Source organism: Frankia sp. CcI156, from assembly GCF_001983015.1.
Classification (GTDB): domain Bacteria; phylum Actinomycetota; class Actinomycetes; order Frankiales; family Frankiaceae; genus Frankia; species Frankia casuarinae.
The window spans coordinates 1-13,026 of record NZ_MOMD01000088.1 but is presented as its reverse complement, the minus strand read 5'-3'; the positions used below and the strand labels follow the sequence as shown (position 1 = coordinate 13,026).

Here is a 13,026-nt window from a genome sequence, read left to right as displayed (position 1 = left end):
CACCCCGCCGGACGCACCAGTCCGGCGGGGTATTCGTCGTGGATACCCTGACGGGCATGGGCCTGCACCTGTCCGGCGATCCAGAGGCGGACGCCCTCATCACGTCCGATGCGTTGGCGCTCCTGGTGGGGATGGTCCTTGATCGGCAAATCGGACAAACAAGGAACGACCGGTAGGCGGAGCCCAGAGCCGGCCGCCTGCTTCAGCCCGGGCGCCGGTCGTTGGCTGATCGCGGCCCGTGGCCTGATCACTACGACAGCGTAATACGCTGTGTTACGATACCGGCATGCCAAACATTCGGTTCACGATCTCGACGTCCTCGGACGTCCAGGCCGCGGTCAGGATGCACGCCGAGGCGGCAGGCATGGATGTGTCCGCTTACATGATCGCGGCGGCCGTCGCGCAGATGGCGCGCGACGATGCCGCTACGGCGACCTTCGCGGCACTCGACGCGCGCAACCAGGCAGCCCTTGAGCAGGCTGGCGGCGTCCCTGAGACGGACCTGCCTTCGTTCGACGCCCTGACCCTGGACGAGCAGGCGCTCGTCCGCCGGGTCCTGAACAGCGCGCTTGGATCGGACGCCGCGAGCGTCGCATGATCGCGCGTACTGTCGTCTATGACGCCGGGATGCTCGTGGCGCTCCTGCGAGACAGCTCGGCGGCGCGGCTGCTCCACCACGGCTTACGCGCGGCTCCGCACCGGCCGGTCGTCATCGGACCGGTCCTTGCCCAGGCGTGGCGACCGGACCCGAAGACGGTACATGCCTTCAGCCAGTACCTGAAGGACTGCACCGTGCCCCAGACTCGGGAGAGCGCTTCCCCTATGCGCGGCATGTCGAGCACCGCCGGCTGCGTCGCCTGCGCGAGAACCTTCACCCTCGACTCGTACAAACGGGCGGGGGCCATGCTCGCCGAGGCCAGTCTTCCCCCGAAGAAGCGGCCGGACGTCATCGACGCCCTGGTCGTCATCGCGGCTGCTCTTCACGGTCCGGCCCAGATCCTCACCAGCGACCCAGACGACATAGGCGCCTACACCGCCACACTTGACCGCGCTGACATCGTCGTCGAACCGATCTGAGACGCTCCTCGCGATTCTGGGCTGACGTTCCGTCGTTGCGAGCGGCCGAGCAGCGGCCTTGATCGGTGCGGCGAGCCGGCTGCACGATCGGTGTCATGAGCAGCCTCTGCATCCGGCCCGCGCTGCCCGCCGATCTAGTGATCATCGCTAACCTGACGCACGGCAGCCGGCCGTGGGCGATCGTCGAAAACATGGTCGTCGACGCCCAGACCCGCCCCGCGGCGTCGGYGAGACGCTTATTACCCACGTTCTCGATACCGCTCGCGCCGCCAACTGCTACAAGGTTCAGCTTCTGTCCCGCAACGACCGGTCGGAAGTCCACGCCTTCTACGCGGCGGWCGGCTTCACCCATTCCGCCGCCGGGTTTCGGATCTACCTGACCTGACTCGACCAGGCCGCGCGGGTGTTGGCTCATCGAGCCGAGGCGGATGGCCGCGCGTTGTTGCTGCCGCAGCAGGTTCCTGCCCTCCGGCACACCTGGCCAGCATGGTCATGTTGATTCCGTGCGCGTGGCGCGGCGGATCGTCAATGGTCGACCGCTCGGCGGTGAGCTCGCGGCAGTCCGTGTCTACCGCGGCCGTCCCAGCCCCGATCACCAGCCGGAGGCCGCGAGGGCCAGTGACCGGCAGGCCGACCGCTGGACCCGTGATCCTCGGGTGGTCGTTGTCCGCCGGCAGCTCCGCTACCCGAAGGCATGGCCGGCCGAGCCCGCGCAGGAAAAAGGTATCGACGTCGCATTCGCCGTGGATTTCGTGCGCCTTGCCTGCGAGGGCGCGTACGACGTCGGTGTCCTGTTCAGCCGCGACACGGACCTCGTGCCCGCGCTTGAGCCCGTCCGCGATCTTGGTGCTCATGTGGAGGTCGCGAGCTGGAAGGCACGAGCCGACTTCGCTTTCCCGACTCGCAGCTTCCGTGGTGCCACTACCTCGACGCCGACGACTACGGAGCCTGTCGGGACTACACCGACTACACGGCGAGTTGACCGCCGGCCGCGGTGRCCACTGCCGAGCCCGCACCGGGCACCGTAGTCGTGTCGTGGTACGCCGACGCTGGTATCAGCGCATCTCGGACTGCGTCGTAGTCCAGCCATGGATCCCGCAGGAACTGCCGCCATCGTGGATCGTGGCCGACGAGCTTCACCCGGAAGTCGAGATGGTGCATGCCGGGCCGGTGCGGGAAGGGTGGGATGTTCAGCGATGTCGTTGTCATCGACTCGTTTTCGGGCCTCGACTCTCTCCCGATCGACCATGGGTGCGCGACTTGCGGCGCGTCGTCAGCACCGGAAGAGACGCGACCCGACTGATCGGGCGATCAGGCCGTGGAAGACGGTCTGCCCCCACGATGCTCGTCCGCGCGGTGAACGAACTCGGCGATCTGCCTGACGGCGRCAATGGACTCGGGGGTGTCAACGGCGCCGTGGTACACGTGAGGCAGTTCGTCGGCGACGTCCAGGACGACATCGGTACCGGCCGCGGTCGCGGCGGCGAGACGCTCGGAGTCGCTGAGGAGTATCTCGGCGCCCCCGGTCTGTATGAGCAGTGGCGGGAGGCACGCTTGGGAGGCGAAGAGCGGCGACGCCGCGGGATCGCGGGGGTCGGCGCCGCCCAGATAGGTCTCCGCGACGCCGCGGATGAGGTCGGGGCTGAAGATTGGATCCTGATCGGCCCGCTCCTGGAACGAGGCGCCGGACCCGGTGAGATCGAGTAGGGGAGAGATGAGCACCCCCGCAGCTGGTAGCTTGTCACCGTGATCACGTAGCCGGTGCAGCAGGCTGAGAACGAGGCCTCCGCCCGGCGGAGTCGCCCGCGATGACGACATCGGCCGGCGTGGCGTCGCCTGGCCTGGGACGACCTACCCGAGGGGCGACTCCGAGTGTCTGGGACCCTATTCGGCAGCACCCAGCCCTTGGCGGACGGCGAGTTCGACCGGGGAGTAGGAGTCGTCGGCGCGATTCAGGTCGAGGGGGCCCTCCGGGTCCAGCGGCGGCTGGGCGAGGAAGCGTGGAACGGACCCGCGGTGTCGTTGCGCGGCGTGGATGAGGAACGGGTGGCAGAGGTAGACGTCGCCGGCCTGCCCGGTCGCGAGGACCAACGGGCGGTCGGGGCTGTCGAGCTTGCCTGCCTCGTCCAGCTGTCCGCACAGCTCCAGTCCGTTGCGGCCGCGTTCGCCCGCGGGTGCCAGAAACGGCGGCACGTCGAGGTGTGATCCGGCCTTGATGCGGGTTGGTGCGTCGTCGGGGCCGACGTCGGAGAACAGGAACAGCATCAGCAGAGCTCGGCCGCGGGATCTGATGTTCAGCCAGAACCACGTTTCGCCGTCCGGCAGGTAGGAGCCGTCCATGTGCCAGCCGGCGTCACCGGGGTCGTCGGGGTGCGGGAAGCGGATGGGGAACGTGCCCAGACCGGTGCGTGGCCGCCACCGACCGGGTCCGACCAGCTGATCGAGCGCGGCGCGCAGCCGTGGTGTGTTGGCGGCCTGCCGGAAGGGCTCCTCTCCGCTTCCGTCGATCCGGATGACGGGACGGGTCCAGCTCGCCGGGTCGGCGGGATCGAGTCCGGTCATGCGCCACAGGATCGAACGGCATGCGTCTGCCAGGGCCCTCGGGAACGCCCGTCGGACGTGTACGAAGCCCTCGTCGATGAATGTCTGGACCTCTTCGTCGGTCAGCGTCGACACMGCGGCCATCACCTCGGCCTCAGATCGTCGTCGACTTGGGACGATCACTCAAATGGTTTTCGCGGGGTGCGGCGGAGGAGGCCCACGGGCCGGGACGACGTCGACCRCACGGTTGCCCGACCAGCGGACCGGCGGCTTGCGAGGCATGGTGATGGGATCGAACTGGTATCGCCTTCCCATGGAAGCTGTCGTCGATCAAGCAGGTCGGATCGTGCTGCCCAAGTTCATCCGCGACGCGCTGGGCCTGCTCCCGGGTACGAAGGTGGACATCTCGCCGTACGGCGCTGGTGTGCAGGTCGTGCCAGCCGGCAGGACCGCGCGCCTCGTGGAGGAGAACGGCGTGCTCGTGGCGGCCGGCGACACGGTTGTTGATGACGAGATCCTGTTCGGCCTCATCGACGCGGGTCGCAGATGACTACCGCGGTCGACACGAGTGTCGCGGTTCCCCTCGTGGTGCGCTCGCATACGCATCACGTGGACGTGGTGCGATGGTGGGACGGGCGGGAGCTCACRCTGAGTGGGCATGCTTTGGCGGAGACCTACTCGGTGCTCACCAGACTGCCGGGCGACGCAAGRCTGTCGGGGCCGGATGCCGCGCGCCTGCTCGACGCGCGGTTTACGGCACCGTGTGCTCTGAGCGGCTCACACGCCCAGAAGGTTCACACGACGTTGAGCCGCCTTGGCATCGCTGGGGGCGCCGTGTACGACGGGCTGGTGGCTCTGGCCGTCAAGGAACATGACCTGGCCCTCGCGACGAGGGATGCACGCGCACGTGGCACGTGGAACCTATGACGCGGTCGGAGTAAAGGTCATTATCGTTTGCTGACCGGTCAGCGGCCTGAGGGTGTTGCCTGGTCGGCCAGCCAGTCGGCGGTGCGGTTCAACCAGGCCCATCGTCTGTTTCCGAGCAGGTGGTCGCCGCCTGCCACGAGCAGCAGTTCTCTCCTGGGCGCGGTGGCCGCCACATGGCGGGCCTGGTCCGGCGTCGGCAACGTGTCCGCTCCGCCAGCTACGACGAGCAGGGGCTGGTGGACGGATGCCGGCAGATCCGGGTACGCGAGAGCGGCGGCGACCCGCTGTGCCTCGTCCGCGCCGCCGCAGCGGATCGTCAGCGTGTCGGTGGCGAACTGCGGCAGCGTCTCCCAGGTCGGCATTGGATAGGGGCCGCTGACCGTTGCGACGGCGCGGACCCGCGGGTCGACGCCCGCTCCGATCGCGCGGGAACGACAGAGCGTAACAATCGCGGCGACGTCGGCGTCGTCGACAAACCAGGACACGGTCACTGCCTCCTTGAACGGGATGGTGCGACGGGGTTGCGCGCTGGGGCGATGTCAGGCGACGGTGAGGACCGCGTTTCGTCGGATGCGCCGCGCCCGCAGGTCCTCGATGACATTCGGCGTCCGTGTCCAGGGCTCGACGACGCCGATCTCGGGATGCAGGTGTCCCCGGCGGATGAGCCGTACCAGGGTTCGCAGGTCCGCGGCGTCCTCGGCAGGCGTCCCGGCGTAGTGGAACTGTTCGATCGGCGCGCCGACGGTCCCATCGATCCAGTCGAAGAAGTCGACGGTGATGGACTGCGCGCTGACCTGCCCGAACCAGATCACCCGACCGGTGGTGCCGGCTTTACGCCGGGCGGCGGTGAAGCCAGGGACCGCGGACAGCACCAGCAGTTCCATGCCCGATTCGTCCGGTAGCGCGACGTTCTCCTGGTGCAGTTCCAGCGTTCCCACCAGCGGGTGCCGGTACGCCTTGCGCCCATGCATGCGGGCGCGCACGTCCGCGCGCGCCCAGAGGCGGCGGAAGCGCTCACTGCCCATCGCCAGCTCGCCGATGAGCGAGGCCAGGCGGGAGTCCTCGGGGTACTTGCCGGCGGCCAGGCGCAGGTGCCCGACGACGTCGAGGGTGCAGTTCTCCCAGTCCGCGTAGAGGCCGCGCTCGGCCTCCTCAAGGAAGATGTGCCGGGCGGTGTTCAGGCCGKGCATCGGCCGGCCGTAGAGGAGCCCGGCGAGGCGATTCCCCGCGAGCACGTCCAGCTGGTGGTTCATGATCAGTGCGGGTGTGTCGGGGACCAGGTCGAGGACGCGCGCCAGCTCCGGCCGGATCCGCCCGCCCGGCGCCTTGGCGCGCCGGCGGCGCTGCCGGGCGAGTCGGTAGAGGTGCCCGCGTTCGGTCTCGTCGAGGCCGAGGACGCGGGCGAGCGCGTCGAGGACCTGCTCGGAGGGCTGGGTCGCGCGGCCCTGCTCCAGGCGTACGTAGTAGTCGACGCTGACTCCGGGCAGGTGCGCGACCTCTTCGCGGCGCAGTCCCTCGACTCGGCGGCTGGAATGGGCGCCCCTGAACGCCGGACGCCGCGGCACCAAGGATCGGAGGCACCCGATCCGAGGAGTTCCCATGAAGACGCTGATCGTCTACGCGCATCCGGAGCCGAAGTCACTCAACGGCTCGTTGAAGGACCTCGCAGTGTCCACCTTGGCGACCGCCGGGCACGAGGTACGGKTGAGCGATCTGTACGCGATGAACTGGAAGGCGGTCGTGGACGCCGCGGACTACGGTCCCGACGCCTCACGCCCGCTGAAGGTCGCTCTGGACTCGGGCCGGGCCTTCGACGCCGGGACGCTCACTCCGGATGTCCTCGCCGAGCAGGAGAAACTGTGGTGGGCGGACACGATCATCTTCCAGTTCCCGCTGTGGTGGTACACGATGCCCGCGATCCTCAAAGGCTGGGTGGACCGGGTGTTCACCTTCCACTTCGCGTACGGCGTCGGCGAGCACAGCGACACCAAATACGGCGAGCGCTTCGGCGAAGGCACCCTCGCGGGAAGGAAGGCCCTGCTGTCGGTGACCGCCGGCGGGCCCGAGGCGCACTACGCCGMGCGCGGGATCAACGGCCCCATCGACGATCTTCTGTTCCCGATCCACCACGGCATCCTCTACTACCCGGGCATCGAGGTACTRCCGCCGTTCGTGCTGTACGGCACCGACCAGATGACCGGCGAGGACTACCCGAACGTCGCCAAAGCCTGGGAGCAGCGCCTGCTCACCCTGGAGTCGACCGAGCCGATCGCGTTCCGACCACAGAACTTCGGTGACTAMGAGATCCCCTCGCTGCACCTGAAGAAGGGACTGGAGCCCGCGGGCCGCACGGGTTTCGGGCTGCACGTGCGCAGTTGACCTCCGGGCGCGGGCTGCTGATCGCGAGATCGTTGACGTTCACCATGATCGGGGGCCTCCGCCGCTGCTCGGGGAGGGGCGGGTTGCCGTCGCGTGGGATGGGCCATCACAGCGGCGGATCGTCAGGGGCGACGACTCGACGGTGAGCTCGCAGCCATCCCCGCGATCTGACYGGCGTCGCGGTTGCCGCCGTGAAGCGGTCGGCTACCGTTGACCTGTGGGACTGCACCTGAGCCAGATCGACGAAGCTGACGAGTTGCTGACGAACGAGCCGTTGGCGCTGCTGATCGGGATGGTGCTGGACAGCGGGTATCGGAAAGATGGAGTGGAGAGCGTCCTTCAGGCGTCTGCGGGCGGGTTGCGGGGGGTGCTCTCGTGCCAGTCCTTTCCGATGCCTCGCAGCAGCGGCGGGTAGACGAWCAGCAGGCGAAACGGCGTGATCGMCGCCATGTAGACCCGTCCGAGCAGGCCGTTCGGTTTCACCAGCACGGTCATCTGGCCTCGGTGGCCAGCCGGCTGACGGCCGGCGTCGTCGTCCGGGATCCAGCCGACGTGCAGCACTCCGTGAACCGTGCGGTTGACTATCTCCGCGGCCCATTCGTTGTCCGTCAGAAAGACTGACCGGAACGGGAGGGTCTCGAACGCGGGTCCGGCTGGTGCGTCGCGCAGGTCGGCTGGTAGGCGTTCACGCAGCGTCGGCACCCGGATGGCGATACCCGAGTCGGGATCGTCCCAGCCGAGCCAGGCTCCGAGGCGCCAGCGGATCCTGAACAGCAGCCGGGCGACCCATGACGGGTTGTCCCCCGTGTCGCCCTCGGCGATCAGCCGCACCAGCCTCGGGAAGTCCTGCGCGGTGCCTGGTGTGGGCAGGGCCCAGACGTCCTCGATGCGGAAGTCAGGCGTGATGTCGTGAATTCGCCAGGGCCGGGATGTGTGCGCGGTCTTCGGGAGCTTCCTTTTCGTCCTCGTCTTTGTCATTCTCGTCCTCCGGGTCCTTGGGGGCGCGGGAAGCCCGAGCACGCCCGCGACGGCGCGGGCCGCGAGAAACAGTATTTCTCCTCCACCTCGCGCCCGACGGGACGTCCGCTGYCGTGCAGGTGGAACGTTGGCCGTGTCGGTGAACAGTGGTCAGTGAAGCGACCTGTACAGATCAGGCGCTGACGGCGAGGCCGCTCGCGCGCAGGGCGGCGACTCGAGCCGCGGGCGCGGTGGCGATCGAGCCGGCCGCATACGGCGGTTGGGGATCGTATTCGACAACGAGCTGGATGGATTCGGCGATGTCGTCGCCCACCATGCGTCCGGTCAGGTGCAGGGCGAGATCGATGCCGGCCGAGACACCGGCCGCGGTGGCGTACTTCCCGTCGATGACGACTCGTTCGGCGGTGGCGATGGCACCGAACGTCGTTAGATGATCAAGGCAGATCCAGTGTGAGGTGGCGCGGCGACCGGTGAGCAGGCCCGCGGCGGCCAGCAGGAGCGAGCCGGAGCAGACCGAGGCCGTCCAGGTGGCCGCCGCGTCAACGCCGCGCAGCCAGTCGAGGGTCGGCTGGTCAGCCAGGAGGTCGGCGGCTCCGGGACCACCTGGCACCAGGAGCACGTCGGGGGCGGTGACCTCGGAGAGCGCGGCATCGGCGACGACGGTCAGGCTGGCCGTGTCGGCCCGGACCGGGCCGGGCGGCTGCGAAGATCACCTCGGCCCCGGGAATGCGGGCGAGGATCTCGTACGGGCCGATGGCGTCCAGGCCGGTGAAACGGTCATACAGCATGATCGCGATCTGCATCAGTATCCTCCGGAGGTTGGATTTGGATGAGGTCGGAACTGGCGGCGGTATTCCATCGGCGGCACACCCAGGACCCGAACGAAGGCGCGCCGCATCGCCTCAGCGGTGCCGTATCCGCACGACCGGGYGATCTGCTCGATTCCCTCGTCGGTGTCCTCCAGCCGTCGGCGGGCCGTCTCCAGCCGGACCCCGTCCACGTACCGCCCCGGCGTCACTCCGACCTCAGCGGCGAAGGCACGGGTGAAGTGACGGGGTGACAGCGTCACGCGGCGGGCGAGAGAACCGACGGAAAGATCGCCTTCGGGGTGCTCGTCGATCCAGTGCTGGACCTCGCGCAGCTGCGGCCGTTCGGCGACCTGAGCAGCGAGCTGCGCGCTGAGCTGTGCCTGCCCACCCGGCCTGCGCAGGAACATCACCAGGTGCCGGGCTATCAGCAGCGCGACGTCCCGCCCGAGGTCCTCTTCGACCAGCGCCAACGCCAGGTCGATACCTGCGGTGACGCCGGCMGAGGCGGCGATGTTCCCGTCTCGGACGTAGATCGGCTCGGCGTCGACCTGGATGTCGGGGAAGCGTCGAGCGAGCGCAATGTGCCCAGTGCGTCGTGGCGCGACGTCCGGCCAGCAGGCCGGCCTCGGCGAGCAGGAAGGCCCCGGTGCAGACGGAGACCACACGATCGGCCTCGGCCGCCAACTCGCCGATGCGGCGCACCAGCTCCGGGTCGGGGGCGGCCGTACCCGGCCCGCCGGGCACCAGCAGTGTGTGAGCTGGTCCGACGTGGTCGATGTCGGCGTCGGGTAGCAGCCGCAACCCACTGCATGTGCGCACCGGGTGGCCACCAGGCCCGGCGGTCATGATCCGGTACGCACCTGGCCGTTCCGTGGCGGCGTCCGCCCCGGCGAACACCTCCAGCGGGCCGGTCACATCCAGGCTCTGGACGTCGTCGTAAAGCACGATGACCACGCTGCGCGGCCTCATGCGGATTAGGCTGGCAGGGCTCGAGTATGGCGGCAAGGACGCGGTTCCCACCTTTCCCGCCATCGCGTCCCGCCATCGCGTCCCGCCATCGCGTCCCGCCATTGCGGGCAGGGCCGCGGCGCGCGGCGCCGGGCTTCGGTCCTACCCGGCCGAGACGGCCACGAGATCCAGCTCGTCCACCTGGCCTGCCGTACCTCTCGGCTACCAAGGCTGCCGGCCGACTACGCGGCCTGCCGGGACCACTGACGCCCAGGACTCTGCGTCGGTAGCGTGTCAGTCACTTTCTCCCCGCCGTCCTCCGGGACTGGCGGGGCTTTTTTCTAGATCGGCTACAAGGCGGCTGCTCAGGGTGTGATCCTGGACCCGCAGGCCGTCATTGCCGCGGCGACGGGCCCAGCCGCCCCGCCCGTCCCGGCGGCTCCGCCCGCGGCAAGCGTCACGCCTCCGGAGACATCGCCGCCTGCTGGATGACGGCATTCAGAGTATGGGGACGACGTGCGCGGCACGGTACATCCCGTACCGCTGCCTCCAGCTCCGCTGGTGCAGTGTTGGCTGACAGCGCAGCCAGCGATTACGAAGCGCGCCGGGACACCGCGAACCACACGGCGATATGGCCGGCGGTGCGACGGCCGCCGTTCCCAGGCCGGCTACGGTGTTCGGGTGGGACTTCACCTGAGCCAGATCGACGAGGCGGACGAGCTGCTGACGAACGATCCGTTGGCGCTGTTGATCGGGATGGTGCTGGAGCAGCGGGCACCGGAAAGAACGAGCCCGGCGGAATGACTCGTGTCACCCGAGCAACCGAGCTCTGACTGGTCACGGCGGTGCCCGTGGGCACCGAGCCTGTCCCGGTCGGCGATCTTCGGCAGGCTCACCACCTCGAGGCGATGGCGGCAGTCGTGATCTCGCTGTTGTTCGGTGGTCGCGACCCGAGCATCGTCTTCAACCTGGTCGATGYGATCCCGAACCGGTAGACGCCAGACCGCCTCGCCGCGCTGTTCAAGGCGACAGATGTTCCGGCCCGTGATGGGGGAGAACCGGGGCGAGCAGGCCGGTTAGAGTGAGAACCCGGGGTTATGATCCGGCTTGCGGCTGCCGGAGCGAACAGGACTACGGCCGCAGTCGCTCAGAGCTGCTCACGGCAGCCTCGACTACTGATAGTGGTAGCGGCAGGAGATGATTGTGATCTGGCTGGGCTCAATCGCATAGATCAGGCGGTGCTCGTCGTCGATTCGCCGGGAGCGCAGCCCGGCGAGGTTGTTGCGCAGCACTTCCGGTTTGCCGATGCCCTGCCCATCTGGATCGCGTTTGATGTCCGCGATCAGGGCGTTGATGCGCTTGAGAGTTTTGCGGTCCTGGCTCTGCCAGTACAGGTAGTCGTCCCAGGCATGGTCGGTCCAGGTCAGCTTCACCCGTCAGGATCCGGGGAACGCTCGACCGCGCCGCCTGAACGCCACTGCTCGACGCTCTCCATCAGCCGGCGGGCGTTGGCAGGCGTGCGCAGCAGGTAGTTGGTCTCCACGATCGCGTCCCAGTCCTCCTTGCTCACCAGGACCGCGTTCCCCCTCTTCGAGACGATCTCTACCGGTGTGTGATCGGCGTTGACCTGTTCGAGAAGTGGGAACAGTGTCTTGCGCGCCTCGCTGGCACTGATCGCCGCGACCATGCCGGCACCTCCCTGAGCGTCCAGTCGTACCAAATACGGTACCATCCCTGGGTGCTCGTCAGCTGGCCGTGCAGCGGGGGGTCAAACTGGCGTCGCGTAGGGACCGGTAGCGTCCAGTAGTGAGGGACACGGAGCCGCCTGACGAGTTGACCAGCGTCGCCAGTCCCCGAACACGGYCGGCTACGGTGGTGTGGTGGGACTGCACCTGAGCCAGATCGGCGAGGCCGACGAGCTGCTGACCAAGGATCCGCTGGCGCTCCTCATCGCTATGGTTCTGGGCCAGCCGGTATCGGAAAGATGGAGTGGAATCTCACTATACGTGCCCGCATAGATACTCATCGTCATGGTTGATCCGTTGCGTGGCGGGGGACGCGAGCTATCAGGGTCGAGTAGCCGGGAGGGGTTTCACCTCCCGGCTCTCGCAGAACCGTGCGTGACGGTCTCCCGTCACACGGCTCCTGTCATCCTGGTCACCGGAAGGTCGGAACCCACCGCCAGTGCGCGAACAGACCCGGAGAGCCCGTGACTGCCCGTTGCCAGGCGGCTGACGCCTTTCTCATGGGTCGTAGCCGCTTGTACTTCTTGCGGATCCAACGCACCAGGTAGGAGTTGATGYGCGTGAGGAGAACGGACAGCGCGGAGCGGTAGAACGCCCCGTAGTACGCCATCCAACCTCGGACGATCGGGTTGATCGTCCGGGCGAGGTCCGCGAGCGTGACGTTGCTGCGGCGGTGTAGGCGCCAGTGACGGACCTGCCTACCGAGCGCGGTCAGGGCCTGCCTGYTGATCGCGGGCTGGAACGAGGCGAAGAGCCGGCCGTTCCTGCCGCGTGCCGCGCGGGCACGGAAGGTGTACCCGAGGAACGTGAACGCGGTGTGCTCGTGGCCGAGCCGCCGGTTGGCGTCCTTGCAGTACACGATCCTGGTCTTGGTCGGGTGCAGACGCAGCCCGACCTCGGMCATCCTGTCCTCGACCGCCTGGCGCACCTGGTGGGCCTGGCGTTCGCTGGCGCAGTGGAGCACTGCGTCGTCGGCGTAGCGCTCGAACGGGACGCCCGGGCCAAGGGTTCGTGTGCGTGCAGGCAGCCGGTCGTGACCAGCGTGTTGTGGTCACACACCCGGTTGACCAGCCTCCGTACCGAGGYGATCTCGTCGCCGGCCACGACCCGTTGATGCCCGAGCGCGGTCCCGGTGTCGTGGCGGACGGCCTCGACGACCGCCTCCTGGCGCACCGACCCCTGYGGCGGGCGGGAACGGGCGCCCTTCATCACCTTCCCGTCAAAGGCCACCGCCACCAGGCCGCCCGGGTYCGCGGGCCCGGGCGCGACCGCGGCGGTCCAGCCCGACAGCGCCTGGTCCAACTGCCCGGGCGGGCCTTCCTCCACGATCCGCCGGATCGTGCGCTCCGACGGCACCCGACGAGGGAACCCGAGGCCGGCCAGCACCCCGACCGGGAGGGCGCAGGCCCACTCCCACACCGCCACGGTGGTGTCGTGACCTGCGATGTTGCCCGCGACCCACAACGCCAGGACCGGCGCGAGCTCGTAGCGAACACCCCGCGGGTCGCGCCAGTCCGGTACCCGCCGCAACACCGCGACCAGCCCCGCGACCTGCGCGGCTGTCGAGACCTCAACCTGCTCCTGCTGACACTCAAGCCACAACATGGGGGACACTACAGACA

The 13,026-nt window shown here is 68.5% G+C and carries 17 protein-coding genes and 6 pseudogenes; 11 read left to right on the top strand and 12 right to left on the bottom strand.

All coding sequences use genetic code 11. The annotated features are described in order from the left end of the window. The first annotated feature begins 286 nt into the window (after positions 1–286). From CcI156_RS22615 to CcI156_RS22600, 4 genes are all read left to right on the top strand, one after another. Positions 287–598, top strand: a complete 312-nt coding sequence (locus CcI156_RS22615) for a hypothetical protein (RefSeq protein ID WP_011436967.1) — start codon at positions 287–289, stop codon at positions 596–598. Next, the gene (locus CcI156_RS22610) at positions 595–1,077 is read left to right on the top strand and encodes a hypothetical protein (protein ID WP_011436966.1); all 483 of its coding nucleotides are present in this window, start codon (positions 595–597) and stop codon (positions 1,075–1,077) included. Before CcI156_RS22615 ends, CcI156_RS22610 begins: the two co-directional genes overlap by 4 nt. 172 nt (positions 1,078–1,249) lie before the next feature. Beyond that, a complete protein-coding gene (locus CcI156_RS27970; protein ID WP_076808086.1) occupies positions 1,250–1,462 on the top strand; it encodes a GNAT family N-acetyltransferase in 213 nt (70 codons plus the stop codon). A gap of 43 nt (positions 1,463–1,505) precedes the next feature. Further along, complete coding sequence (locus tag CcI156_RS22600) at positions 1,506–2,105, top strand: NYN domain-containing protein (RefSeq protein WP_254847569.1); 600 nt, start codon at positions 1,506–1,508, stop codon at positions 2,103–2,105. On the opposite strand, the gene CcI156_RS22595 is transcribed toward CcI156_RS22600, so the two are convergent. From CcI156_RS22595 to CcI156_RS22585, 3 genes are all read right to left on the bottom strand, one after another. After that, entirely contained in the window at positions 2,044–2,286 is a 243-nt protein-coding gene (locus CcI156_RS22595) for a hypothetical protein (RefSeq protein ID WP_139341576.1), read from the bottom strand. The two genes, CcI156_RS22600 and CcI156_RS22595, sit on opposite strands and share 62 nt — an antisense overlap. A gap of 102 nt (positions 2,287–2,388) precedes the next feature. Continuing rightward, a complete protein-coding gene (locus CcI156_RS22590) occupies positions 2,389–2,895 on the bottom strand; it encodes an alpha/beta hydrolase fold domain-containing protein (RefSeq protein WP_076808082.1) in 507 nt (168 codons plus the stop codon). A 66-nt stretch (positions 2,896–2,961) separates the two neighbouring features. Further along, positions 2,962–3,762 carry a phytanoyl-CoA dioxygenase family protein gene (locus CcI156_RS22585; RefSeq protein ID WP_023842120.1) on the bottom strand — a complete coding sequence of 267 codons (801 nt, stop codon included), beginning with the start codon at positions 3,760–3,762 and terminating at the stop codon, positions 2,962–2,964. Between the two features lie 169 nt (positions 3,763–3,931). Here CcI156_RS22585 and CcI156_RS22580 point away from each other — a divergent pair, with 169 nt between their 5' ends. Together CcI156_RS22580 and CcI156_RS22575 are read left to right on the top strand one after the other, a co-directional pair. Further along, positions 3,932–4,168: an AbrB/MazE/SpoVT family DNA-binding domain-containing protein gene (locus CcI156_RS22580; protein ID WP_035734508.1), complete on the top strand. Its 237-nt coding sequence runs from the start codon at positions 3,932–3,934 to the stop codon at positions 4,166–4,168. Beyond that, positions 4,165–4,545: a PIN domain-containing protein gene (locus tag CcI156_RS22575; protein WP_023842118.1), complete on the top strand. Its 381-nt coding sequence runs from the start codon at positions 4,165–4,167 to the stop codon at positions 4,543–4,545. The genes CcI156_RS22580 and CcI156_RS22575 overlap by 4 nt, the downstream gene beginning before the upstream one ends. 38 nt (positions 4,546–4,583) lie before the next feature. On the opposite strand, the gene CcI156_RS22570 is transcribed toward CcI156_RS22575, so the two are convergent. Both CcI156_RS22570 and CcI156_RS27260 read right to left on the bottom strand, forming a co-directional pair. Beyond that, positions 4,584–5,030 carry a hypothetical protein gene (locus tag CcI156_RS22570; RefSeq protein WP_011436960.1) on the bottom strand — a complete coding sequence of 149 codons (447 nt, stop codon included), beginning with the start codon at positions 5,028–5,030 and terminating at the stop codon, positions 4,584–4,586. A 357-nt stretch (positions 5,031–5,387) separates the two neighbouring features. Next, positions 5,388–6,077 (bottom strand): annotated as a pseudogene (locus CcI156_RS27260) (helix-turn-helix transcriptional regulator); the annotation flags it as partial. A gap of 67 nt (positions 6,078–6,144) precedes the next feature. Here CcI156_RS27260 and CcI156_RS22560 point away from each other — a divergent pair. After that, positions 6,145–6,924, top strand: coding sequence for an NAD(P)H-dependent oxidoreductase (locus tag CcI156_RS22560; RefSeq protein WP_076808080.1), 780 nt, complete (start codon positions 6,145–6,147; stop codon positions 6,922–6,924). 217 nt (positions 6,925–7,141) lie between these two features. Then, a pseudogene (locus CcI156_RS27965) lies at positions 7,142–7,228 on the top strand (Fe-S cluster assembly protein HesB); the annotation flags it as partial. Between the two features lie 35 nt (positions 7,229–7,263). Here CcI156_RS27965 and CcI156_RS22550 read toward each other — a convergent pair. From CcI156_RS22550 to CcI156_RS27255, 3 genes and pseudogenes are all read right to left on the bottom strand, one after another. Continuing rightward, on the bottom strand, positions 7,264–7,902 hold the full coding sequence (locus CcI156_RS22550) for a DUF2867 domain-containing protein (RefSeq protein WP_076808077.1): 639 nt from the start codon (positions 7,900–7,902) through the stop codon (positions 7,264–7,266). 172 nt (positions 7,903–8,074) lie between these two features. After that, positions 8,075–8,705, bottom strand: a pseudogene (locus tag CcI156_RS22545) (DJ-1/PfpI family protein). Next, positions 8,705–9,680 (bottom strand): annotated as a pseudogene (locus tag CcI156_RS27255) (GlxA family transcriptional regulator). The pseudogenes CcI156_RS22545 and CcI156_RS27255 overlap by 1 nt, the downstream one beginning before the upstream one ends. A 660-nt stretch (positions 9,681–10,340) precedes the next feature. On the opposite strand from CcI156_RS27255, the pseudogene CcI156_RS27250 reads away from it, so the two are divergent. Beyond that, a pseudogene (locus CcI156_RS27250) lies at positions 10,341–10,439 on the top strand (Fe-S cluster assembly protein HesB); the annotation flags it as partial. A gap of 71 nt (positions 10,440–10,510) precedes the next feature. Continuing rightward, entirely contained in the window at positions 10,511–10,654 is a 144-nt protein-coding gene (locus CcI156_RS26040) for a hypothetical protein (RefSeq protein ID WP_175637652.1), read from the top strand. 177 nt (positions 10,655–10,831) lie between these two features. Here the strand turns inward: CcI156_RS26040 and CcI156_RS22535 are convergent, their stop codons facing one another. Both CcI156_RS22535 and CcI156_RS22530 read right to left on the bottom strand, forming a co-directional pair. Further along, positions 10,832–11,092: a Txe/YoeB family addiction module toxin gene (locus tag CcI156_RS22535; protein WP_011436954.1), complete on the bottom strand. Its 261-nt coding sequence runs from the start codon at positions 11,090–11,092 to the stop codon at positions 10,832–10,834. Continuing rightward, positions 11,089–11,346, bottom strand: coding sequence for a type II toxin-antitoxin system Phd/YefM family antitoxin (locus CcI156_RS22530; protein WP_011436953.1), 258 nt, complete (start codon positions 11,344–11,346; stop codon positions 11,089–11,091). The genes CcI156_RS22535 and CcI156_RS22530 overlap by 4 nt, the downstream gene beginning before the upstream one ends. A 193-nt stretch (positions 11,347–11,539) precedes the next feature. Here CcI156_RS22530 and CcI156_RS26035 point away from each other — a divergent pair, with 193 nt between their 5' ends. Then, on the top strand, positions 11,540–11,677 hold the full coding sequence (locus CcI156_RS26035; protein WP_023842113.1) for a hypothetical protein: 138 nt from the start codon (positions 11,540–11,542) through the stop codon (positions 11,675–11,677). A 139-nt stretch (positions 11,678–11,816) separates the two neighbouring features. On the opposite strand, the gene CcI156_RS22525 is transcribed toward CcI156_RS26035, so the two are convergent. Both CcI156_RS22525 and CcI156_RS27245 read right to left on the bottom strand, forming a co-directional pair. Beyond that, complete coding sequence (locus tag CcI156_RS22525) at positions 11,817–12,368, bottom strand: group II intron maturase-specific domain-containing protein (RefSeq protein WP_076808074.1); 552 nt, start codon at positions 12,366–12,368, stop codon at positions 11,817–11,819. Between the two features lie 371 nt (positions 12,369–12,739). Next, positions 12,740–13,009, bottom strand: a pseudogene (locus CcI156_RS27245) (transposase family protein); the annotation flags it as partial. Positions 13,010–13,026 lie beyond the last annotated feature (17 nt).